The organism is Clostridium sp. LIBA-8553, from assembly GCF_057782465.1.
Window position 1 is genome coordinate 1,899,085 of sequence record NZ_CM173489.1, and the last position, 26,284, is coordinate 1,925,368.

Sequence of the window (26,284 nt, forward strand, 5' to 3'; positions counted from 1 at the left end):
CATATATTTTATTTGATGAATAACCATCTCATTTATTATTAATAATTATTATCATTTACAGTTTATTATATCATCTCACTAAACTTAGTCAATATTTTTTTATATATAATTTTAAAAATATTAAATATTTCTCGTTTTAAACTGAAAAACTTAATAACTATCAAAATAACTCTACGTTGATACAACTATAACTCCAAAAGTTCTTATAAAACTTAGTATGACATTGCTAGACAGACATCTGATTTGCCAGTTAATTTTATTAAATATATATTCTTAGTGGAGTTACCCATACTTACCTAAAACATAACAGCCTGTAATTGTACTGTCATTCTTAAGTGATTATTAGTAAGAATTAAAAAAAATTATATATATAAGTAAACTTTTAAGAATGATAAATAACCTCAGTAGCAAGCATCCATTAAACTACTGAGGTTATTATATTAATATTTTTTATTCTAATTAAGTAATTCATTAAAATTTTCTACTATTAAAAATCCTAAAATTTAAACTAAGATTATCATAGTTTAAATTTTATTTCAGTATATCCACTGCTTATAAATTTATTCCTTGAGGATAATAAAATAAGTTATATGGATCATATTTTTCTTTTACATTTTTTAACCAAGATACATTATTGCCAAAATAACTATATAAATAATTAGGTATATTAATATCACAATAGTTAAGATATCCAAAGCCTGCATATGGAAGCAAGGATTTTCTTAAACTATTCACCCATCTAATTGTATCATTAGCATACATACTATACTGAGGAATCCATTCGGCATCAATTTGTATTAATACTTTAGCCTTCCTATGAGGATAAGCACTAGGTAAACCTTCATTTTCTGCAATCTTCCCTCCCAATAAAAGGAATCCAATATCTATAGGTGGCTGTATAAGTGGTGAATTATCTAAGTAGTCAAATAATATCTGACAAGGAGCTTTTCCTAATTGATTATATGCTAATAATCCTGTAATCTTAAATCCTGTTGGCTTAGGCACAAAATTTTTATATTTCTGCATATATTCCGTAAGACTAATCTGCTTTATTGTATAATTTATTTTATTAGGTATTTTTAATAAAACACTTAAGGCTTGTTCCATTTCTTTTTCTGTACTTCTTAATCCTACTCCATATAGCCCAATAGTATCTTTAGTCATAGAAATCTTAATCGTATACCTATTGTCTAAATATTCACCTACCTTTTGGAATACTTGAATTACTTCATATCTCCTTGCTTTAGGCCACTCAGCAGTCAATACTGTTACTTTATCAACCGGATATACTTTAAAAGTAAGTGACACTACTACTCCAAAATTATTACTACCCGCTCCTCTTAATGCAGCAAATAAATCTTGATTTTGATATGAATTAGCAGTTACTATCCTGCCAAAAGCATCTACTATTTTTGCTTCTACTAAATTATCGCATACTAATCCATATTCCCTTTGTAAATAGCCGACTCCTCCTCCTAATGTAATTCCTGAAACGCCAATAGATCCACAGCTTCCTCCAACAAATGCAAATCCATATTTAGCTATCTTAGTATAAAGTTGTGCTTGAGTATATCCTGCTCCTATTCTTACATAACCTTTCTTAATATCTATTTCAAAATCAAGTAAATTAGAAACATCTATTACAACAGCATCATCTGCCACAGAAAATGACTCATAATTATGACCACCACTTCTACACCGTATGTTTAATTTCTGATTTCTTGCCCAATTTACTGCATTAACTACATCCGTTATATTATTAGGATATATGATTACCCTTGGGTAGTAACTAAAATTTAAATTTGCACCCCTACGAACAACATTATAACTTTTATCTGCTTTAGTTATAACGAGTCCTGTCAATCCCTCTATCATATTGATCTCCTCCAACCTTATTAACCATATATTAAATATTACATGCCATGTTTAATATATGGTTATAACTTAGGAGCTATTCTTAATATATTTATTCTCTACTACATTATCTTCAAATACCTCTTCTTTATTTATCTTATTCCCAAATTACATATTTTCATTCTATAAGAATATACTATTATACAGTACTAAAGGATAAATCATTTAATTATTTTGTTATCTCTTTTGTCTTATGTTACTAATTATAAATCTACTTTCAGGCAATGTAGGCATTTTAGCCATACTATATGCTAAATCTTGATCTGGTACATCATACTCAATCTTATTAACAAGAAAATCTAGGCTAGCTTTCATTATTTCTATAGTAATACCTTCTCCTGGGCATCTGTGTCCTTTAGAAGGATCATCTCCACCTTGGGGTATAAAATCAAATAGGTTATTCTTTCTCTCCTTAAAACGCTCTGGCCAGAATTTATCAGGATTTTTCCATATTTTCGAATCATGGTTAATGCCATAAACATCAAGCAGTACAAGCATTCCCTCTTTAAATTCATTTTTATTCCAGCGAAAATCTTTTCGAACTCTTGCGCCTAAAAAAGGAGTAAATGGGTAATAACGTCGAACTTCCTGCACGAAGAATTTTAGCTCATTCTTATCCCCTGTTGAAAGTTTTTCTTTACATTGTGGATATTCAAACAGTGCTAGAGCCTCGAAGGTAATAAAAGTTGAAATTGCAACAACAGGACGTAGCACATTAATAAGCTCTATACCAGCCATATGACTATCTAACTGATTACCATCTAAATCTTTATAAAAAGCCATAGCATGAAGTGCAGTTCCTTCTTCAGCTTTAATATTACCAGAACGAATATCTTCTATGATTCTTTTTATCCATTCTTCTACCCTTGTTCTGGCTCTTCTTCCCTTCCAGTATCTAGGCCCTACTGCACCAAATGCATCAACCATAGAACTAAAGTCTTCAGCTCGTCCTTTTACTTCAAATTCTTTCAATGGAACTCCAGCCCACTGGCACACTACTCTGCATAAGATTTCATTCATTTCATCAAAAAGAACAATATTTTCTTCTCCTTCCCATTTTTCAACAGAACTTTGCAACTTCTCCATTACAAGCTTTGCAAGTTGATTTTGGTACGAAGGAGTCATTAATGACATGAATAGCTGCTTTCTCTGAATATGCGCTTTACCATCCATAGACTGAATAGCGCCAACACCAAGTAATGTTTTTTGTACTCGTTTAGGAGTTGCATCCTTTCTATAAAATAATTCTGGATCATAAAAAATTTTTGTAGCCTCTTCCCCACTAATACAAATTACTTTTTCTCCAAGCAAGTGAGTCTTAAATATATCTGATTGATACCGATTAACTCTATTTTTAATAAATAGATAACCCTCCTGTAATAAATCAAGTGTGCTGTCTAAACCTTTATCATGTGGAATCTGACTCTTAAGTGCCATACCTATTCTCCTTTATTTGATATTTAGAAATATACTTAAAATCTTCCTGAATATTATTTCAATAGGATTCAATTGAAATAATTTTATTTTGTAAAGATTCCCTGTATTCCTTTAATTAGTATGTCAGTTTTTATTCTTATTTATTACAATATTTAGATTATGTAAAGAAGCTATTCTCCATGAATTATACAAAATAAAAAGCCGTATGAGTAAATATATCCCAAAATACATTCTAGAATATATCTTAATCATACAGCTTAATTATTTATAGATAATCTTGGTTTAAATATTATTTCAATATATCCATGGCTTATAAATTTATTCCTTGAGGATAGTAAAATAAGTTATATGGATCATATTTTTCTTTTACAGTTTTTAGCCAAGATACATTATTACCAAAATAATTATATAAATAATTAGGTATATTAATATCACAATAGTTAAGATATCCAAAGCCTGCATATGGAAGCAAGGATGTTCTTAAACTATTTACCCATCTAATTGTATCCTTAGCATAATTACTATACTTAAAAATCCATTCGGCATCAATTTGTATTAATACCTTAGCACCTCTATGAGGATAAGCACTCGGTAAGCCTTTATTTTCTGCAATCTTTCCTCCTAATAGAAGGAATCCAACATCTATAGGTGGCTGTATAGGTGGTGCATTGTCTAAATAGTCAAATAATATTTGACAAGGTGCTTTTCCTAATGACTTATATGCTAATAACCCTGTAATCTTAAATGCTGTTGGTGTAGCTACAAAACCTGGACGTTTCTGTATATACTCATTTAAACTAATATTCTTTATTCTATAATTCATTTTATTGGGTGTTTTTAATAAAACACTTAAAGCTTGTTCCATTTCTTTTTCTGTACTTTTTAATCCTACTCCATATAGTTCAATAGAATCTTTAGTCATAGAAACTTTAATCGTATACCTATTATCTAAATGTTCTCCTACCTTTTGAAATGCTTGAATCACTTCATATCTTCTTTCTTTAGGCCATTCAGTAGTTAATACTGTTAATTTATCAATAGGATATACTTTAAAGGTAAGTGAAACTACTACTCCAAAATTATTACTACCAGCCCCTCTTAATGCAGCAAATAAATCCTTATTTTCATATGAATTAGCAGTTATTATTCTACCAAAAGCATCTACCATTTGTGCTTCTACTAAATTATCACATACTAGTCCATATTCTCTTTGTAAAAATCCAACTCCTCCTCCTAATGTGATTCCTGTAACACCAATAGATCTACAACTTCCTCCAGCAAATGCAAATCCATATTTAGCTATCTTAGGATAAAGTTGTTCTTGAGTATATCCTGCTCCTATTCTTACATAACCTTTCTTAATATCTATTTCAAAATCAAGCAAATTAGAAACATCTATTACAACAGCATCATTTGCTACAGAAAATGATTCATAATTATGACCACCACTTCTACACCGTACGTTTAAATTCTGCTTTCTTGCCCAATTTACTGCATTAACTACATCTATTATATTATTAGGATATACTATTACTCTTGGGTAATAACTAAAATATAAATTTTTATTTCTACGAACAATATTATAACTTTCATCTGCTTTGGTTATAACAAGCCCTGTTAACCCCTCTATCATATTGATTTCCTCCAATCTTATTAACCATATATTAAACATTACATGCCATGTTTAATATATGGTAGTAACTTAGGAGCTATTCTTAATATATTTAATTAAACTTTTTAATTTAAAAATACATATACCATATACAAAACAAAAAGCCATATGAAGAAAGATATCCTAAAATATATCTTAATCATATAGCTTAATTGTTTTAACGGCTTAAATATCTAAATTCTATACTTGTTAAAAGTAATGCACCAGCATAGTCATTAGTAACTGCAGTACGAGCAACGCTCAAAAATGCAAAATCTTCAGATTTAATAATATCATCTAAGTCAAACTCTAAAACATAATGATTATATTGAAAATTGCCTGGTGAGTTTTGAATTGGAATATTTCCACTATTATTAATCATTATATTAGCTGCATTTACTACACCATTAGCTCTAGTGAATAATGATGAAAGTCTAATTGCGAATCTATTTCCAGTTGGTGTATTTGAATTATCAGTTAATAAATGAACAAACACTTTAGCTCTTTGCCATTCATTGCTAGCATCTCTTGGCACATTAAAAGTTAATGAATACTCATCTGTATCACCTTGAGGTAAAAGCCATCCCAATATACTAAGATTAGAATTAGCACTTCCAAGTGGTGCACTATCAGGTATACTCTCAGGACCATCATTTATGCTTCCGGCATTGAATACTAATGATCTAAACTCTTCTGGTTCATGATTTGGACAACAACAATTTTGTGACTCATGTCTTGGACAACAACAATTTGACATATTGTGTTACCTCCTGATTACTTTAAATTTTCTTTATAATATAATATATTACAAATTTATAATTATGTTATCAATTTATTAGATCTTTAATATTTTTTTAGATAACGCAATGTAAATAAACTCTAATCTTTACTTTTGATAATTTTTCAACCAATAATAGCTTATTACAAATTCTCTTTGTTATAATCTTATAAAATTATAATATATTCCAAATTTTTAAAGTATGCTTCTATTTATTATATTTCAATAATAGATAAAACCCACCACAAATCTGTGATGGGTTTTATAATATGTGTTTATATAATTAATCCAACAATAGTTGCTGTTAACATACTTACTAATGTTGCACCATATAGTAATTTTAATCCAAAACGTGCAACCACGTTTCCTTTCTCTTCATTAAGTCCTTTTACTGCTCCTGAAATAATTCCAATTGACGAGAAATTTGCAAAAGAAATTAAGAATACAGAAACAATTCCCATTGATCTTGCTGATAAATGTACACTTCCACTTGCTAATAAATTCATTGCAACAAATTCATTAGATACTAATTTAGTTGCCATTACACTTGCAGCTTGTATTGATTCATTTAAAGGTACACCCATTAAAAATGCAAATGGAGCGAATACATATCCGAGCACATCTTGGAAACCCATCCCAAAAATTCCTCTAAATAATATATTAATCATAGCAATTATTGCTACAAATCCAACTAACATAGCACCTACTATAACAGCTACCTTGAATCCATCCAAAATATATTCACCAAGAACTTCAAAAAATGTTTGTTTCTTTTCTTCATTAACTACTAAAATATCTTCTTCTTCTGTTACAGTATATGGATTTATAACTGATGATATAATAAATCCACCAAATAAATTTAAAACAAGAGCTGTTACAACATATCTAGGTTCTAGAAGAACCATATAAGAACCAACTATGGACATAGATACTGTTGACATAGCTGATGCACAAAGAGTATATAATCTATGTTTAGGTAATAAACCAAGTTGTTTTTTTACTGAAATAAATACTTCAGATTGACCAAGTATAGCTGATGCTACTGCATTATAAGATTCTAATTTACCCATGCCATTAACTTTACTTAAAACTAATCCTATATATTTCACTATAACAGGAAGTATTTTTAAATATTGTAAAATACCAATTAAAGCAGAAATAAAGATTATTGGTAGAAGAATACTAATAAAAAATGAAAACTGATTATCATTAACTAATCCACCAAATACAAAATTTACTCCTTCTCCGGCACATTTAAGCAATACTTCAAAACCATTTGCTATACCACCTACTAAATAATTTCCTAACTCAGTATTTAGTAAGACAAAACCAAGTATGAATTGTAAAATAAGCATTATAATTATAGGCTTATATTTTACATTTTTCTTATCACTACTCCCAACCCACGCAAGTGCTAAAACGACAACTAATCCTACGATTCCAATAATATACTTCATTTTTATACTCCTTCTTAAATACGATAAGTTTAATATTATTATGTTCTATATCTAGTACAATAAACGCACTTTTCTTTTAGTAGGTTGTTTTTTTATTTTTAATAACCTTTAATCTAAACTTGTAATTATATTTTATAATCTTAGAACAATACAAATGTTAAAAGGCATTTTTCTCCACGATTACAAACATACTTATTATAAGTTCCTTCTAAACATTTGTAAAGCAATATTTTAATTTTATTTGAATAAAATTAAAATATTGCTTTTAAAATAGTTACAAATTGCTATTTTAATGAAAATTACGTAAATAGGTTTTTGAATATAAAAATGCACCATTATATAATACTAAAGAAATAATTTGTGACCCTAATAATATTATAGATGGTGAAAAAATCAAAATAACATACATACCAGGCAACTCTAGAGACTTATGATGTTCTTTAATAAAAAAATAATAGAGTGTTGACTTTATTTAAATATCAACACTCTAAAATTAATAAAATAAACTTTTATTTTATATTAAATTTTTTTATATTTAAAAATTAAAGTAAATTTTTACTCTATTCTTTCAATATACTTGCAATTTATATATATGTGATTTAAAAAAACTAATAATCTTTCATAAAGTGGTTGTACTTTATCACCAAATTTAGCTTCTAATTCTTCACCAATTTCCTTAACAGTTTTATTCCCATCAATTTGTAAAAACACTTCGCTACTATATTCATCAAAAGCAATTCTTTTATACATAGGAATTTTAACCTTTAACTTTCTAAAGAATCTTTGAATCTTATGGTCTTGTTTTTCTAAAACAGTAACTATTCCATTTTCATCCACTTCATATTCAATATTATCACAAATTTTAAATCTCATATTTAAAATTTCATCATTATCCATTATTTTTCACCTTAGACTTCATAATAGGTAATGTAGTAGATAAAACTAAAAGAATTAATACAATTATTGCCATTCCATTACTAGCTACAAAACCAGTTGGAGTTCTAGGTGTTATTATTCCTGTTACTTGTAGAACTATTCCTATTAATCCTACAATAGATCCTCCTGCCACAAGTCCTGAAGATAAACTTATTCCATTAGAAACCTTAACTTCTTTTTCATGGTCGCTCTTGCTCATTTTTTCAATAAATACACGTATTAATGCACCTACTAAAATTATAGAAGTTGTTGATATAGGTAAGTAGAATCCAATAGCAACAGTCATTATTGGTAGGTCTACTAAGTATAAGAATAAAGCCATAACTATTCCTACTATAATCATAGGCCAAGGTAAGTTACCTTCCATTATACCTGAAGTTAATGTTGACATTAAGTTAGCTTGTGGTAATGCGAAAGGTGCATCTGCTCCAGTGATTGCTAATTGGCTAGAAAGTACTAATATTGTTCCAGTAACAACAACAACACCAACTATACTTGCAAGCACGAAAGAGTTTTGCATTTCTTTTTTGCTACCACCAATTATGTAAGTTACTTTTTGAGATTGGCTGTATCCACCTGCTACTGATATTGCGACAACCATAAATGTAGCAAATAAAAGTAATGTTTTATTATCAGCTTTTCCAGTCCATCCCATTATAACGAATACTAATGTTAATATAACTAAAGAAGCTATTGTCATACCTGATACTGGAAGATTTGATGTTCCTATTGTACCAGTTAAACGTCCTGCAACTATTACAAATAATAAAGATAATATTAATGAAACAATAGCTCCTGCTATAGCCATACCAATACTACTAGAAATAAAGAAACCTGCTACGAAAGCTATTATAGCTCCTACTAAAAGTATTATGATAGCACCACTATTCTTTTCAGCGTTTTCTTCATTAACAGGACTTGCTTTTAATGTTTCTTTTATAGAAACAATTATAGTTGGTATAAGTTTGATAGCACCTATTATACCACCACAAAGCATCATTCCTGCTCCTATATATTTAACATAACTTCCTGAGATTGCATTTACATCCATTTGGTGAATTAATATTGAAGCATCATTCCATGAATGTATACTCTTTTCTGCCATATCACTGAAATATCCTATTAATGGAGCTATTCCAAAGTTAGCTAGTATAGAACCTGCAAACATAGTAAGTGATACTTCTAATCCAACTATAAATCCTATACCAAGTAAAAGTGGATTTACTTCAGTAGAAAACTTCCACTTATAAAATTTACTTCCTAAATATGTAATAGTATTATTTATTAAATTAAAGAATGATCCTGTTAAAACGTTTATAATACCACTTATGACAAATCCAATTCCCATGAATTTTATGGAATCCTCACTTCCCTCAGAAGCAACAAGAGTTTCAGATATTGCCATTGATTCAGGATACATAAGCTTTCCATGCTCTTCAATTATTAGGTAGTTGTAAACTAGTGATAAGCATCCTATACCAAATAGAACTCCTCCTACACCTACAGCTAAACCTTCTAAGAAAGTAATATTACTTCCTATTAGTATAATTGCTGGCAATACAAAAATCATACCACTTGCTATGGATTCTCCCCCACTTGCCATACCTTGAGTTATATTTTTCCCAAGAATACCTTTACTACGAGCAAATATGCCTACAAACACTGAACCTATAATAGCACCCGGTATTCCAGCTGCAACGGTTAATCCTGACTTCATTCCTGAATAAGCAGTAGATGCTGCAAAAACTGCAGCCAGTATTACACCTATTATGATTACAGCGAAGTTTGTTCCATTTTTTGATTTACCAGTAAAATACGGAACATAATCCTTTCCACTTACGCCACCATAAGCCTCCTTAGGCAATTTCTTTTTCATATACCTAATCTCTCCTTTCGTTTATTTATATCAATAGATATAACACTGTATCCATTGATATATTCTAATGTTATATTTTCTATAAAATGCACAAATATTATACTATGTCCATATAAAACAATCATCACTTGGTTTTATATAATTTATTTGTACATGTTATATTCAAATTTTTACTCAAAAGTTAACTTAAATCTCTAAGTTGCCTTTTAAGTATATTATTTGTATAGTAAAAGCTATTATTACTATACTTGTTAATTTTTTCTTGAAAATTTTACTAACTACATAAAAAAGAAATGAACTATGAGACGTATTTCATGGTTTAAATCAATTAATCTTTTGCTTAAATCCATATTTAAGCATTAAACTTTTACACCTTTTATTAAATTAAATTATGATAATAGTAATTTTTTTATTATATTTATAATAATACCATTTTAAATTTAAAAAATCCATGATAAATTTTTCATAAATTCAATTTTATTACAATTTACAACTAATTCCTTACCCTTATGTATAATTCATGTTATTTGTTATTTTAACTTGTATAAAAAAAACTGCGTAGACTTATAACCTACGCAGTTTTCTTATTACAAATTTCTTCTATCAATCAACAAAAATTATTACTTTTTCTTTCTCTTTAAAGCAAGAGCTCCTGATGCCATCATAGCTAATCCTAATTGTAAGAATACTGATGATGAAGCTCCCCCAGTGTTTGGTAAGTTTCCTTCTGGAGTTTCTGGCTTTTCTGTATCTTCCGGATTTTCAGGATCAACTGGACCTTCTGGGTTTTCCGGTTCTTCTGGATCTACAGGTCCTTCAGTATCGTCTTTTTCAACTAATCCAGTAATTGCCTCACTTAAAGCTTTTACAGCATTATCTACCTCTTCTTGAGTAACATCATCTTTAGCTAAAACTTCTTTAGCTAAGTTTAATTTTTCTTTTAAGTTATCCCATGATTCTTTTGTATAATCTTCCTCTTCAAGGTTTTCTACTTCCTTAATTAACTCTTCTAACTTAGACTTGTCTAACTCAACCTCTTCTTTAATTGTTGAAACTCCTATTTCATGAAGAGTTGGTGCAAATCCATCCCATTCTACCTTAACTTCAAATACATTTTCAAAAGCTTCTGTATTGAACTCATTAAAACTCTTTCCTAAGCTTCCAACTTCTTTCCACCCATTTTCACTTCTTACAGATACTATTGCATTAGAAATTGTATTTGGATTTTGCACTATAGTAAATTTCTTAATGTCTGTTCTATCAGAGATTCTGTAAGTTAAATGACCAGATTTAGGCGCACTTTCTAATGGTTTAAATGCTGTATTTAATTTTCCATCAATTAAGTTCTTTGGCTCAAATGTTGCTTCTGCTGTTGGTCTAATATCAAAATTAACGTCATTGTTAGAATACTCAACCTCTAATTTAGTTAAATCAAAAATTATATCATTAGCTGTATTGTTTATAATACGAACATAACGTGCATTTACAACCTCAGATAAACTTTTTACTGCTGTCCATTCTACACCATTAATTGATGTTTCTAATACTAACTTATCATTATTTGTAAAGTCAGCAGTTATGTTAGTTACTTCCCTAAGTTTATTTAACTTAATTCCAACATATTGTCCTTCTGATAATTTAATCTCATTTAAATCTACAAGTGTAGCTTTTTCCTCTGAAATGATTACTTCATTCTTTTCTAATTCCTCTATATTTGTATATGCTTCAAGCTTCATATTACTTTCATCTTTTTTATTAACAGAAAACTCTCTAACAGCAATCCAGTTATTTAAGATTTCTTTAGTAGGGATAAATCTTAAATATTTAGCCGTTATATCTAAATCTTCCACAACAATCTTATGCATTTTTGGTCCATAATCTACACCATCTACATCAGTCCAATTTTCACCATCCATAGAGTATTGGAATTTACCATAGTTAAATGCATCTCCCTCATCTTGACCTTGCTCAAATATAATACTATTAACCTCAGTTACCTCATTTAATTCTACAGCAACATAATCTCCCTCTTTAGCTGAATTACGTATCCACATACATGAATATCTAGTATTATCTCCATCAGCTATACTTTGAACATGTCCCCAATATAAAGGTCCCATGTTTGTATAAGGACGAAGTGTTAACTTAGTAGTATCAGGATTTATAAGTTGGTCAATATTATCACCTATCATCTTAGATAAATCTTTTACAAATGGTATTAAATGTCTTGTGCCTGGTTCTGGTCTAGATTGTCCAGTTAATGTCGGAGTTCTATGGGATCTTGAAGCAACATACTCCTCTTCCCCTAAAACATAATACTTCATAGCTTGCTCGTAATTACCTTTTTCAAAAGCTATTGCAGCATTTATATATGCCATTGTTGATTCTGTTAAATCTCTTAAAGAATCAACCCATCCTTTAATTTCACTTTTTAATAATTCATTTTTAGATTTAGTTGCAAAATTATTAGTTGCATCTAAAATTTCTTGGTACTCATCTAAAATAACTTTGCTATATTCTAAAATAGATTCCTTTGCCCATAACTTTCTTGTAAACTCCTCAATTACTGGTCTCAACTCTTCAGATTCCTCTAAAGATAACCCATGCCAGTTTGGAGCTGGATCACTCATGTGCTTTGCAAATGTGTATAACTCTTCACTTGCATCAGGCTCTATATATTTAAAAGAATCTTCCCAACTCTTGTCCATATCAAAATCTGCTCTATTCCATCCATAGTCAGCTATTGCAAATAAAGCCACCTTTGACGCTTGAGCCTCTTGCATTGGATTAGTTACGATACCCTTAAAGTTTGTAACTGTTGAATCTAACATTTCACCTTTACCCATTAATAAACGTTTATTATTAATATCATTTACTGGCCAATTTAACCACATAAATGCTTGACGTCCTACAGCTTGTTCAAAGAATTCAAATGTATCTTGAGTTACATAACCAAGTATTACATCTCCAGTCCACATAATATCAATAGTTTCTGGCATTGTACCAATAGTGTTTAAGTATTCATTATTAACATTTCCACCAGCTGATTCCTTTGTGTAAACCTTAGGAACAAATATGAATTCGTATACATCACCTTTTTGTAAACGCCATTCTTCTAAGTCTTCCATAAGTTTTACTTGATTATTAGCATCTCCTTCAGCATCATCTGCAAGCACACCAAATTGACGTACTCCAACACTATATAATTGTTCAAACTTAGCTATTATCTTTTCTAAGTCAGATTTATAATTTTCTTCTGATTCAAAATTCATACCATCTTTTAAGAATGGATGTATTGTCCATATAAATTTATTCTTTGTTGCAGCTCCAACTTCAACCATCTCTTTAATTTCAGCTAACTTTTCTGCTGGATATGGCTCTCTCCACTTAAGACTATGATATTCATCATCCTTTGGTGCAAAGATGTATGCATTCATCTTAAAATCTCCACCAAATCTCATTAAGTCCATACGATTTTCATTACTCCAAGGAATTCCATAATATCCTTCAATAAATCCACGCCATTGACCATCTGAGTAATCTTCAATTAATAACTCCTTTAATTCATTTCCTTCTAATTGATTAAATATTGCTTTTAAAGATGTAATACCATAAAATGCTGAATCAGTATTTTTACCTAATACTGCAATTACATTTCCCTTAACTGATAACATATGTGCATCATTCTTTTCAAAATGAGCGTCATCTACTAAATTATTTTCTGTAAAGTATTTATCTACAATCTCTTCTGAATTGTTTATTCCTACTAGGAAGTTTGTTTTATCTTCTTTTATTTCATTACTTACTTCATGATTAATTCCCTTAATTGCTAAAACTTCTAATAGTCTATTTTTTGTAGCCTCATCAATTCCTTCTTCAAATACAACATTAGCCTCAGCCCCTAAAGTTACTGTGCTATTTTCATACTTTATACTTTGAGGAATTGGATATATTTCATATTCTTCTCCCTTTGTTTCCTTGATCTCAGTAGCTAATACATTTTTTACAGGTAAACTTGATAATAAAGTTACTGACATAACTAAAGTCATTATTCTACTGATAATCCAAATCAGTTTGTTGCTTTTTTTCCGCATACTTTTTCCCCCTTAATTTCCCTTTTCATTATTTTTATTATACTTTACATCAAAATCACTTTACCATTTATATACTTTTATGTCAATATATTAAATTTTATGTAAGTTAATTTTTTTGTATTATTCTTTAATTTAGGAAAAAATAATACTTTTATCCCCAATAAGAACTATTAAGATTGCTAAGCTTTAAAATTAAACTATAATATTACAAATTTAATAGAGCTTGCTACTATTCTAAATTAAAAGAAATTCATATCAAAATAAAAAAATACCCTAAAATAGCAATCTCAGGGTATTAAATCATGTATTTTGGTGCATACATGTATGATAATTTTCAACAAATAATAGATGATCACAAATTCTCTTTGTGATCATCTTACATATAGTTAATTTTAATTAGTGGTTCTTTTCGGCTGCTTCTGCATCCGCTTTAGTCTCATGAACTGTACCATGTGGATGGTGAGGTGGTGCATAGATAGAATATACTTTAAGTGGTTTATTGCCCTTATTGATAATATTGTGCCATGTACCAGCAGGTATCATAATTGCAAAATCATCAAAAACTTTTGCTTGAAAATCCATCCTATCCTTATTACTTCCCATTTGAACAAGTCCTTCGCCTTCTTCAACACGTATAAACTGATCAGTATCTGGATGTATTTCTAAACCTATATCATCACCAACATTGATACTCATCAAAGTAACTTGTAGATGATTTCCTGTCCATAAAGCGGTACGAAAAGTATCATTTTGTTTAGTCGCTTCATTGATGTCAACTACAAAGGGTTGTGGACCATAATCCTTTAATTCAATTTCCCCATTGCTCTTTACTGATTGTGGAGAAACAAATCTTGAACCCCACTCTAATTCATCAGTAAAAGAAGTACGCCTGTCATTAAACTTCCTGGAAAAGCCTAAATCATCATAACTTGGTGTGTTAACGAAACAAGGGTATGGATAAGCGTTATACATACCATATGAGTTATACATTGCTATGTTAGCACAATAAGGACATGTATACATTCTATAAGTATTATACATATTACTCTCTCCTGTCATAATCTTATAAAACTATAATATGCTTTAAATTTTTGAATTGTGCTTCCATATGCCGTCACTTAATACAGTTCTCTATTTACTCTAAAATAATTTCATCAGTATAAAGAGCTATAACTGAATAATTAATCCTTTAGAGACTTTGACATCTTATTTCTTACTGGAACAAATTCCGAAGTTGTATCATTAGGGTCAATATATTTATAATCTCCATTTTCATCTTTTCTGAGCCCTAATGATGCCATTTTCTTTTTACTATTTCTATGTTTATTACCCATTTTTCTCACCTCCTATAATATTTATATTTATCATTCACCACTATATTATTCTTAGTGTTATAACAAAAAATTATATATAAAATTTAAATATTAATTTAAATTTGTTTTTTATAAATGCTACTAACAAATATAATAGCTTGCTAAATTCCAATTTTTCACAAAAATCAACTAACAATAGTAGATATAAAAGAAAAACCTCAATAATACATCTCTGTATTATTGAGGTTTTATGATAAAAATTTATTTATTTTTAGTCTTCTCTCTTCTTCCAATTAAACTCCAGTATAATAAAAGTGCTACTGCAGATATAACTGCTAACACTAATAACACATTACTATATTGTATAGATATTGCATTATTGAAAAGACCAGTAATATTTTTTCCTAAAGACTTAGATTCCATAAATACAGCTACATATGTTATACCTATTGAGGTAGCTATATTTAAACAGAAATTATAAAAACCAATAGCGGTTCCTGTTTTTTCTTTAGATATTGTTCTTGTTAATGTATCAATCATAGGCGCATACATTAAAGCAAATGAACTTGAGAATAATATCATTACAAAAACAAATACCCATACAGATGTTTCTATAAAGAAAGCACCTAAAACAAGACTGATTATTATACCTATTATAGCCATTTCAATACATTGCTTACTTCCAATTTTCTTTGCAACTTTTCCTGATAAAGCTCCTACAGTAGCTGCTAAAACATATGATGGAACTAAAAGTAATGAAACTTGATCTAATCTATAATGATATATAGATTCAACTAAAAATGGGAACATAAAGATAAATGCAAGTTGAACACTATATATAACAAAAGCCACTAATAATACTGATATAAAGTTTCTGTTTGTAAAAAATTTAATACTGATAAAAGCGTTTTTATTTTTACTTATGTATATAAGGAATAATACAAGTGCAATTATAAATCCAACTAAAAATATCCATTGAAATTCTGAAACAAAAATCATTAATGTCGCTGCAACTGATGCAACTAATATAAATCCTATAAAATCTACATTTTTAGCTTTAACTTTTTCTTTAGGAATATACTTTAAAATAAAAGGTAGTATTATTAAAGTTAATAATGGAATTAAAAATAGCACTTGCCAACTTAAATATGTTGATATATATCCACCTGTAATAGTACCAATTACTTGTGAAATAGCATAACTACTTGTACTGAATCCCAAATATTTCTTATGTTCACTCTCTTTAAAATACTTTGCTACAAATATTACATATAAGGTTTCTGCACTTCCTAATCCAGCTGCTTGAATTATTCTTGAGACAACTACCATTAAGAATGATTTCTGAAAAATAAAACCTAGTAATGAACCAACGCATATTAGCAAAATCCCTATTGCTAATAAGGTTCTAACACTTATTGAATCTGATAAAGAAGCATATACAATTGCTCCAATACCAATAACTAATCCAGCTAAAGTTACTTGCCAACTAACAGTACTGGCTGATATATTAAAAGCCTTTGCTAAATCTGGTGAAATAATTTTAAATGAATTATCAATAACCAATGCAAAAATCATTAAAGCTAATACCGCAGGTACTGCTTTTTTTATTTTTGCCTCTTCAATATTTTTTGACGTATTAAATGAATTTTCCATGCTGTATCCCTCTCTTATTCTTTTTCATTTGTGTCTCTTAATAATCGTTTACAAACTAATCATTATAAACCTGTTGATTTTTCTTCATTTCATCCTCCCTTAATAATCGTTTACAAATAATTGATCAAAATAAACTTGTTTATTTTTTGTTAAACTTGTTTATTTTTTGTTCAATATTTTAGACAAGTTAATACTAACATAGATTTTTCTTAATTACAATACCTGTTTAATTGTTTATTTTACTTAGTTTTAGCCTTTTTATTACAAAACCTAAAACTTTTTCCACCATTAACTTGTCTAAATTTAGCTTATATCTTAAGAAAGGAATTCCAACTTCATTTAAACAAATAAGAATATATGATATACTATTTTTATTAAACATACTATAAATTTTTTATGATAAGTAAGGTGTTGATATGAAACTCACTTCAAGCAATCTCAAAACTTCAAAAAAATTACTCTATACATTTGTATATGACGAACTATATAAAATGATTATTAATGGTAAATATCCTATAAATTCAAAATTGCCATCTGAACCTCAATTGGCAAAAAGATTTGGTGTTAGCCGTATGACTTTACGTCAAGCACTCTCACTATTACAAGATGATGGTCTAGTAAAAAATATACATGGCAAAGGTAATTTTATAACATCTCCTGAAAAATGTACTCAAAAAGATTTTTTAGAATTAATAGGTAATCCAATATACAAGTGTCATAATGAAAATATTGATGATGTTGAATTAATATTTCGTTTAGAACTTGAAAGTGACTATACAAGACAAGTCCTAGAAAAAGAGTCTACAGCAGTTGTTGCTTGTGAGCGTTATTATAAAGGTAACAACAAGCTTTTAGCTTATGCTTTTACTTTTATATCTATTGAAACAATAAAAGAAATGAATATAGATCTAAATAATGAAGCTCAGCTATTAGATTTTCTTGAAAATAAAGCCTATGAAGTATCAGTTAGTTCTATCTTAGAAATAAAACATTCATCTGCCGGTAATCTACCTAATCAAAAATATAAGCTTATTGGTGGCGATCAATGTGATTTAATTTTAGAAACATTGTATCAAAATGATTATTCACCACCAATATTATTCAATAAATACTATATTCCTTCTCAATATAGTAATTTTAAAATAAAAGCAACAAAGAAAGAATAATCTGCATAATTAAAAATGCACTCTATAAAATAGAGTAAAAAAAGATGACTTCAATAATCTATGGAAATCATCTTTTTTTATTCATTTTCTTTATATTCATTATTATTTATAACTTGTGCGCTATATCCTTAATAGCTTTTGAACTATTCACTTTTAATGAAATACCTGTACCTTAAACTCATTAATATGATTTTCTTTAATAAGAATACCATATTTTACATAAACTTATATTCTTCTAGTATCAACTTTTCATAGTCAGCGCTTCTTGAACTGCATTAAATTCTTCACAAATTTGAGATATTTCTTCTATACTAGAAACTTTTTTAGGCTTTATATCTATCCTCTGTTCAATAGATATTGCTATTTTCTCTAATACAAGTAATAGTTGTGCTAATTCTTCATCAGATAAGCTTAAATAGCCCTTTGTTGTACAATATTGGTCAAGTAAGTAACTAATATGTTCTAATGAAAAAAATACAGGCCACATCATTGCAAGCATTTCCTCATTACGAGGTATCTCTCCTAATGCGGTATTATATGCAATCTTAAGATTCATAAGATCTACACCCATTTTTTCTTTTATATCTTTTGTCATATCCTTATTACTTTCTTTATTATTAGTTGATAAAAGAACTAGTAATTTCTTCTGACTATCTATTAATTTTACTATTAAACTTAGTAATCTGCTAGAAGCTGAACGACGTCCAATAATATAAGTACCAATTAATCCAATAGCAGATCCAACTAATATATCCGTAATACGTGCTGTTGCAAAATAAGTAACATTATGTATTTGAGTTGATGCTTCTGCTATAAGTAAAGCATTTGGCGTGACAAACATTACTGCTATAGCATAATTTTTTACAATAAAAAGCTCTGTTAGGGCTGTTAAAAGCATATTAATTATTGCTATCATAAAACCTTCTGGTTGAATTCTTAAAATAATAATAGCTATGATTAATCCAATAATCGTACCAAAGGATCTCTGAATAGATTTATGAAAAGTTGATATAATAGTTGAACCTGACATGACGGCAGCACAGGATAGAGGTATCCAGTAAGGTCTTGAAAAATGAAAACTAAATGCTATTATTCCTGATATAGAAAGAACAATTCCATATCTAACTGCATTAATAAATACTATTGAATCTTTATTGCAAGCTCTTCTAAATTTCCTAATTAGTGAAGTTTTTGAAATCTTAATTCCTCTTCCAATGTATGTTAATGGTAAATTAATAATAGCTTCAGTATCATAAATTATTTGTAAAAATTTATGATACTCCTGATCTAAATTCTTATAAGGAACTATTTTAACTTTTTCTTCATCCTTAAAATCAATTGCCATAGATAATTTTCTTATCATATGACTAAATTCTTTTGGTAATTTCTTGTTTTTATTAACATGTAACTCAAGCATTTCTAAAAATAATTTATTCGCTTCTTCATTTAAAAGAGATAATCGATTAAATAAGAATGAATTCTTCCATGGAATATACCCTATTGAAAGAATTTCTTCTGCTTCCTTTAAAGCATTCACGGTTCTATTTCGTATATCATTAATATTTTCACTACCAATAGCCTCACTAAAATCTGCTAATGTTAGATAAAGCTTCTTAATTACCTTTATTTCAGGACCATGTGGATTAAAAAAGTATCCTTTCATACTCATTAACCATGAAAAAAGTCCACCCATAAGTACTACAGAAAATCGTATAAAGACTTCTGATTGATTAATAGGCATTCCTGTTGATACTAAAAAACTTAATACAAAAAACATTGAAGAAGGACCTTGTATTTTAAGAACCCCAAATATAAAAATTGCAATTCCTCCAATAAAACCTACCATTAAAATAATAAGTATTGGATATGGTGCTAATAAAGTTCCTAATGCAACTGAAAAGCTAATACCAAGAGCAGCAAAAAATATTTTTTTTGCACGCTGAGCATATGGTTCATTTATAACATATAAATATGAAAAACTTCCTATTCCAGCCAGTAATCCTAAATGAATTTGATTTATCAAAACACCTATAATCACTGGAAATCCTGCACATATTCCAGCATTTATTGCTTTTTGCCAAGGGAAAGGAGTTTTATTAATTTTAAATAATTGCTTTATTATAGTTTTATCCATGTACACTCCTTTTTTACTAATTTTATTTTCCATTAAATTTATTATATTTATTAATCTAAGTTGTTCATCATTTTCTCTAAAACACTATTAAAAATCTCTAATTCTTCTTTATTAATATTATTTATAGCCTCTATCTCTATATTTTTAGCCTCTTCATGCCATTTAGGAAACATTTCATAAGCCTTTTCTGTTAGTTTTATAATTCTTTCACGCTTATCTTTTCCTTCATTTCTGATTACTAAGCCCATTTCTTCCATTCTAGTTAATGTCCTAGTAATTGTTGGAGCCTCTACCCCAAGATATTGACACAGTTCAATTTGGGTACACTGATCTTTTTCATGTAAGTATAATATAATCCCCCACTGTGATGAATATAGCCCAAGAGGAGCAATTTTTTCATTTAATTTCTTTGTAAAATTTCTAGCCAACTGATTTACTTTATGTCCATACAAGTTCAATTTTATTCCTCCTTCCATTTAGTTACCTAAGTAATAATTACCTAGGTAATTATATCACCTTAATTTATAATAATCAAATTCTAAACCTGTAAAACTCTACATCAGTTATAATATATCTATAAATCTTTATAAATAAAAAAACACACGAAAATCTTAATCTACGATTTTCATGTGTTTATATTTAATTATATTTTAATAAATTATCTTTTACTTAATACAATCTTTTATTTATTATAAAACAAATGTCTCAAGATAAAGAGCCATGACTAAATCATCCTCAATAAGTTTATAAAATCTTGTAGAATAAATAATTACAAACTTACTATTTGGAATATTTCTCTTTAATAATATCATTAAATTTATTCATCTAATTTTCCCATTTGACTTATTACCATTTCATAATAGTAACCCTTTTTATCCATTAAGCTCTTATGATTTCCACTTTCAAGAATCTTTCCATCTCCAACGACCATAATCTTATCTGCATCTCTAATAGTAGAAAGTCTATGTGCAATTAAAAAGCTTGTTCTATTTTTCATTAATTTAACTAAAGCATTTTGAATATCTTTCTCTGTTTTAGTATCCACACTACTAGTTGCTTCATCTAAAATAAGAATAGGACTATCACATAAAACCGCTCTAGCAATTGCTATAAGTTGACGTTGCCCTTGACTCAAGTTATCATTAGATCCTGAAACCATAGTGTAATATCCCTTTGGCAATTTACTTATAAAATCATGAGCATGGGCTATTTTTGATGCTTTAATCACATCCTCATCAGAAGCAGAACTTTGAGAATATCTAATATTATCCATAATTGTTCCTGTAAATAAACATGTATCTTGAAGTACTACAGAAAAACACTTTCTAAGACTATTTCTTTTCAACTTTGTTATAGATTTATTATCTATAAGAATATCTCCACTATCCGCATCATAAAAACGTGTAAAAAGATTAACAATAGTAGTTTTTCCTGCTCCAGTTTCTCCAACTAAAGCAATTACCTCACCTGGCTTAGCCTCAAAACTTATATTATTTAATATTGGTTTTGATTTATCATAAGAAAAGCTTACATTTTTAAATTCTACATTTCCCTGTGATGATTTTAATTCTATTGCATCTTCTATATCCTCTGCTTCTTCTGCAGTATCTAAAATTTCAAAAACTCTTTCAGCTCCAGCCAGTGCAGATTGAATTGTATTAAACATTCCTGCTAAGGAGTTTAATGGTCTAGAAAATTGCTTTGAATAGCTTAAGAAACTTACAACTGTTCCTACCTCTAATCCAAATCCCACTGATAAAACTCCTCCTACAATAGCAACTACGGCAAATATAAAGTTGTTAATAACATTCATTAAAGGCATCATAAACCCTGACCATATTTGAGCTTTACTACTACTTTTATATAACTTCTCATTAATTGCTTTAAAATCTTCTAATACATCCTCTTGCTTTCCAAAGGCCTTAACCATTTTTAATCCTGAAATGTTTTCTTCAATAACTCCATTTAAAGCACCAAGACTTCTTTGCTGAGATAAAAAGTAGGCTTTACTTTTGGAGGCAATTATTTTAGTTAGTAAAATTACTAAAGGAATACATAAAAGTACAACTAAAGTAAGATAAAAATTTAAGTTTATCATTACTAAAAATGATCCAATTAAAATTAAAGTACTTGATATCAGTTGTGTAGTAGTTTGAGCTAAAGTAGAACTAATATTATCTACATCATTGGTAATTCTACTCATAGTATCACCATGAGATCTTTTATCATAAAAATCTAAAGGAAGATGTTGCATTTTACGAAAGAACTCTGTTCTCAAAGCATGTACTAACTTTTGAGATACCTTTAGCATAATTATCTCATTAATACTTGATATAATAAAATTAGATAAATAAAGAGCTACTATAATCATTAAAATCCACATAATTATTTTGGCATTTACAGTTCTTGTACTAATATCAAAATAATTAAATGTTTTACCAACGAAATAAGGAATGCTAACAGTTATGATTGATGAAATAACTGTTAAGAACATAGCTAAAAATATAGTTTTTCCCCATCTCATATATATCTTTATTATTCTAAGTAAAGTTCCTTTAGCATTTTTAGGTTTCGCTTTAGGAGCAAACCTATTTGGTCCTCCACCACCTTTTCCTATAGAAGGCATCTTTGCTTGTGATTTACTATATGTTTCTCCCATCTTTTATGCCTCCTTGCTACTTTCTATTTGAGTTCTATAAATTTCTCTGTAAATATCACAGTTTTTCATAAGTTCACTGTGAGTTCCAAATCCAACATTTTCTCCATTATCCATAACTAAAATCTTATCTGAAAACATAGCTGTTCCACATCTTTGAGTAATAGTAATAACAGTTTCATCCTTCATAGAAGAATTAATATTATCTCTAACCTTACTCTCAGTAACTGCATCTAAAGCACTAGTTGCATCATCTAAAATAAGTATTTTAGAATTTTTAATAATTCCACGCGCTATGGAAATTCTTTGTTTTTGACCTCCAGATAAGTTAACTCCTCCACTTCCTAAAGTCGATTCAAACTCTTCTGGCATATTATATGCAAAAGAGGCCTCAGCCTTTTCAGCTGATAATTTAACCTTCTCATTTGAAGCATTTTTATCTCCCCATTTAATATTCTCACTAATTGAACCTGAAAATAACATTGGCTTTTGAGGAACAATAGAAATATTTTTTCTAAGATAATCTACATCTATATCTTTTATATTCTTTCCATCAATTAAAATTTCTCCCTTATTCACATCATAAAATCTTAGTAATAACCAAACTATTGTTGACTTTCCACTTCCTGTAGGCCCTATAATAGCGAGTTTTTCTCCAGCCTTTAAAGAAAAACTTAAGTTATTAATAGCAGGTATTCCACTTCCATTAGGATAGGAAAAGGTAACATTTTTAAACTCTATTTCTCCTTTTAATTCTGAAACCTCTCCACTTTCAGTAAAATCATCTTCACAATTAAATATTTCTTTAATACGAGCAGTGGATGCCTTTGTTCTAACAAAAGTATTAAATATGTTAGTTATCATTATTAAAGAAGTAAGAATTTGAGCCATATATATTGTGAAAGCTGTTATATCTCCTGGATTTGCAAGATTTAAAGAGAAAAGCTTACTTCCAATCCATATTACAATTACTGTTCCTATTCCAACGGTAAAAGTAATAAGAGGGGATACTATTGTTATAATCATTTGAGAAGAAACGCTATTTTTCATTAGTGTATTATTAGCATCTCCAAACTTTTCTTCTTCTTTATCATAAGTACAAAAAGCCTTAACTAACCTAACCCCTATTAAGTATTCTTGAACTACGGAGTTAACCTTGTCTATAGATTTTTGTAACTTATAAAAACGTGGATAACTAAGTTTCATACTAACTACTATAAGTCCCACAACTATTATTACAACGCCATAAATAATTAAAGAAAGCCTAAAATTAAGAATTGTTGCAAGAACAATGCTTCCTATACAAGTTATAGGAGCTTTTAGAAATATACGCATAATTCCATTTATAAATTGCACAATCTGCGAAGTATCATTTGTCATACGTGTAATAAGAGAACCACTTTCTATTTTATCTGCTCCATTTTCAGAAAAATATAATATTTTCCTAAATAAATCATACCTTAAATCTGCACCAACTCTTTGAGAAACCTTAGAAGCTAATATATTACGAGTTATAGCAAAACAAGCACCAAAACCTGTAACCATAAGCATTAATCCTCCCCAGTAATAAACACTTGAAAGATTTGCTCCATCTATTCCTAAATTAATTATGTTAGACATAAGAGTCGGTCCAAGTAAATCACATATAGCTTCCATTGTCACACAAATAATAGCAGTTAAAAAAGGAAGCTTGTATCTCTTAAAATATTTGCTATAAAAATTCACTTTTCCCTCTCCTTTTTCTTTATTTTTTTCTATTTGGCTATGTTTTAAGTGAATTTTTATTTTTTTATAGCTCTTTATATCTACTTAATTTTGCACAGAATTTCTATTAAGATAGTCTTAAAGTTCTATAAAATCAACACTGGTTTAAAACACAACCTTTTATTTATATTAACTAATATTATTTATTAATAACTTATAAACCTTATTACTATATAATTCTTGCATATTTTTAAGTTTTATGCTAGGAAAATATATCTTATTTTAATATCATTTATATTTTTCTATATCAATTCTAAAAAGTTGTTAGAAATACTCTTAGATTAAATCTGTTCATTATAATAGTTTTAGAAAGATTTAGTGACTAATTTAATATTACTTTTAATAATTTTTAATAAATATATAATGGAATATATTTATTAGGAAAAACATATGTTAAACTTTAGTAAATTTAACAAGTTGATTAAAGGTTTACTTTTAGATAAAATATTAAGGTATAATAAAAACATTAGGATTAAAGTTTAGGAGATACTAACAGGAGGATAAAGTTTTATGGACGTACTTTTTTTTCGTAGCGATTAGCGTTGGAGTACTATCTGGAGTTTGGGCATGGATGGCAGCAGTATTTGGGATGGTTAGTTGGACTGGATTTGTTGGATGGACTAGTTACTATTCTTCAGGAGGAATGGCTAAAGGACTTTTTAGATCTCTTTCTTCAAATGCAACAGGGATTATTTATGCTTTGCTCATTATAAAAGGATCATCTATTTTTCCAAATGAATATTGGGCTTATTTTTTAACTGCATTCTTTTCTTTTATAATGGTAATACAAGCAAAATTTAAAAAATTCGAATTTATATCAGGAGCATTTTGTGGATGTTTCTCAACCTTTGGATTAAACGGGAATTGGCAGGCGGTTATACCAGCATTGCTTTGTGGAAACGTATTAGGATATATATCACAAAAGATAGGAATCTACTGTCATAAAGTATTCAGTAAGAATTAAATAAATAAATTAATGGTAAGCAATAAAATAAATGCTTACCATTAAACTTAATATAATATTATTATCCTCTATTTCAATTGCTTTAGCTTTCTTTCTATAAACATAATTTGATTCATATAGTCTTTTTCTTCATTTGACATATTACTCTTTTTCATCATTTCTTCAATATATATTTCATAATCATCAATTAATTCTTCGTATCTAGCTCTATCAATTTCGAATGCCTTTTCTTGTTTTAAAAATTCATCAGCTTGCTTAATTAACTTTTTCTCATACTCATTAGAAGCTTTTTCATACCCATCTTTTTTTCCATCATATTTACCTACATTATAAACATGACTAATCCCTGGCATATCCTCTAAATAAGTTTCTTTAAATTCCTCCTTTAATCCATCAACAACTCCAAAAGTTACAACATTTTCAACAATACTCTTTAATTCATATCCAGGTATTAAGCTTTTTTTTAGAAATCTCTTAAATCCCATTTTACC

The 26,284-nt window shown here is 28.6% G+C and carries 18 protein-coding genes; 2 read left to right on the forward strand and 16 right to left on the reverse strand.

The genetic code is table 11. The features are described from left to right. Positions 1 to 552: 552 nt before the first annotated feature. From AC2JAQ_RS08415 to AC2JAQ_RS08465, 11 genes are all read right to left on the reverse strand, one after another. Positions 553 to 1,875 carry an FAD-dependent oxidoreductase gene (locus AC2JAQ_RS08415; RefSeq protein ID WP_488456037.1) on the reverse strand — a complete coding sequence of 441 codons (1,323 nt, stop codon included), beginning with the start codon at positions 1,873 to 1,875 and terminating at the stop codon, positions 553 to 555. Positions 1,876 to 2,091: 216 nt separating this feature from the next. Beyond that, complete coding sequence (gene cypC / locus AC2JAQ_RS08420) at positions 2,092 to 3,351, reverse strand: CYP152 family fatty-acid peroxygenase CypC (protein WP_488456038.1); 1,260 nt, start codon at positions 3,349 to 3,351, stop codon at positions 2,092 to 2,094. A 310-nt stretch (positions 3,352 to 3,661) separates the two neighbouring features. After that, positions 3,662 to 4,984: an FAD-binding oxidoreductase gene (locus AC2JAQ_RS08425; protein ID WP_488456039.1), complete on the reverse strand. Its 1,323-nt coding sequence runs from the start codon at positions 4,982 to 4,984 to the stop codon at positions 3,662 to 3,664. Positions 4,985 to 5,180: 196 nt separating this feature from the next. Continuing rightward, complete coding sequence (locus AC2JAQ_RS08430) at positions 5,181 to 5,759, reverse strand: hypothetical protein (RefSeq protein ID WP_488456040.1); 579 nt, start codon at positions 5,757 to 5,759, stop codon at positions 5,181 to 5,183. 296 nt (positions 5,760 to 6,055) lie between these two features. Continuing rightward, complete coding sequence (locus tag AC2JAQ_RS08435; protein ID WP_488456041.1) at positions 6,056 to 7,237, reverse strand: NupC/NupG family nucleoside CNT transporter; 1,182 nt, start codon at positions 7,235 to 7,237, stop codon at positions 6,056 to 6,058. A gap of 555 nt (positions 7,238 to 7,792) precedes the next feature. After that, positions 7,793 to 8,134 carry a PqqD family peptide modification chaperone gene (locus AC2JAQ_RS08440; RefSeq protein ID WP_488456042.1) on the reverse strand — a complete coding sequence of 114 codons (342 nt, stop codon included), beginning with the start codon at positions 8,132 to 8,134 and terminating at the stop codon, positions 7,793 to 7,795. After that, positions 8,127 to 10,049 carry an OPT family oligopeptide transporter gene (locus tag AC2JAQ_RS08445; RefSeq protein WP_488456043.1) on the reverse strand — a complete coding sequence of 641 codons (1,923 nt, stop codon included), beginning with the start codon at positions 10,047 to 10,049 and terminating at the stop codon, positions 8,127 to 8,129. The genes AC2JAQ_RS08440 and AC2JAQ_RS08445 overlap by 8 nt, the downstream gene beginning before the upstream one ends. A 620-nt stretch (positions 10,050 to 10,669) precedes the next feature. Then, a complete protein-coding gene (locus AC2JAQ_RS08450) occupies positions 10,670 to 14,143 on the reverse strand; it encodes a beta-N-acetylglucosaminidase domain-containing protein (RefSeq protein WP_488456044.1) in 3,474 nt (1,157 codons plus the stop codon). A gap of 396 nt (positions 14,144 to 14,539) precedes the next feature. Further along, a complete protein-coding gene (locus AC2JAQ_RS08455) occupies positions 14,540 to 15,184 on the reverse strand; it encodes a cupin domain-containing protein (protein ID WP_488456045.1) in 645 nt (214 codons plus the stop codon). 140 nt (positions 15,185 to 15,324) lie between these two features. Next, positions 15,325 to 15,477, reverse strand: coding sequence for a hypothetical protein (locus AC2JAQ_RS08460; RefSeq protein WP_322502258.1), 153 nt, complete (start codon positions 15,475 to 15,477; stop codon positions 15,325 to 15,327). 240 nt (positions 15,478 to 15,717) lie between these two features. Further along, complete coding sequence (locus AC2JAQ_RS08465; RefSeq protein ID WP_488456046.1) at positions 15,718 to 17,109, reverse strand: MFS transporter; 1,392 nt, start codon at positions 17,107 to 17,109, stop codon at positions 15,718 to 15,720. 416 nt (positions 17,110 to 17,525) lie between these two features. On the opposite strand from AC2JAQ_RS08465, the gene AC2JAQ_RS08470 reads away from it, so the two are divergent. Beyond that, complete coding sequence (locus AC2JAQ_RS08470) at positions 17,526 to 18,275, forward strand: GntR family transcriptional regulator (RefSeq protein WP_488456047.1); 750 nt, start codon at positions 17,526 to 17,528, stop codon at positions 18,273 to 18,275. A gap of 241 nt (positions 18,276 to 18,516) precedes the next feature. Here the strand turns inward: AC2JAQ_RS08470 and AC2JAQ_RS08475 are convergent, their stop codons facing one another. The 4 genes from AC2JAQ_RS08475 to AC2JAQ_RS08490 form a co-directional block, all read right to left on the reverse strand. Continuing rightward, on the reverse strand, positions 18,517 to 20,409 hold the full coding sequence (locus tag AC2JAQ_RS08475; RefSeq protein ID WP_488456048.1) for an FUSC family protein: 1,893 nt from the start codon (positions 20,407 to 20,409) through the stop codon (positions 18,517 to 18,519). Between the two features lie 50 nt (positions 20,410 to 20,459). After that, on the reverse strand, positions 20,460 to 20,867 hold the full coding sequence (locus AC2JAQ_RS08480) for a MarR family winged helix-turn-helix transcriptional regulator (RefSeq protein ID WP_488456049.1): 408 nt from the start codon (positions 20,865 to 20,867) through the stop codon (positions 20,460 to 20,462). 359 nt (positions 20,868 to 21,226) lie between these two features. Continuing rightward, positions 21,227 to 23,068, reverse strand: a complete 1,842-nt coding sequence (locus AC2JAQ_RS08485; RefSeq protein WP_488456050.1) for an ABC transporter ATP-binding protein — start codon at positions 23,066 to 23,068, stop codon at positions 21,227 to 21,229. Positions 23,069 to 23,071: 3 nt separating this feature from the next. Next, entirely contained in the window at positions 23,072 to 24,790 is a 1,719-nt protein-coding gene (locus tag AC2JAQ_RS08490; RefSeq protein ID WP_488456051.1) for an ABC transporter ATP-binding protein, read from the reverse strand. Positions 24,791 to 25,364: 574 nt separating this feature from the next. Here AC2JAQ_RS08490 and AC2JAQ_RS08495 point away from each other — a divergent pair. Continuing rightward, complete coding sequence (locus tag AC2JAQ_RS08495) at positions 25,365 to 25,793, forward strand: DUF1097 domain-containing protein (protein WP_488458793.1); 429 nt, start codon at positions 25,365 to 25,367, stop codon at positions 25,791 to 25,793. 68 nt (positions 25,794 to 25,861) lie between these two features. Here the strand turns inward: AC2JAQ_RS08495 and AC2JAQ_RS08500 are convergent, their stop codons facing one another. After that, the gene (locus AC2JAQ_RS08500) at positions 25,862 to 26,278 is read right to left on the reverse strand and encodes a hypothetical protein (RefSeq protein ID WP_488456052.1); all 417 of its coding nucleotides are present in this window, start codon (positions 26,276 to 26,278) and stop codon (positions 25,862 to 25,864) included. Positions 26,279 to 26,284: the final 6 nt, after the last annotated feature.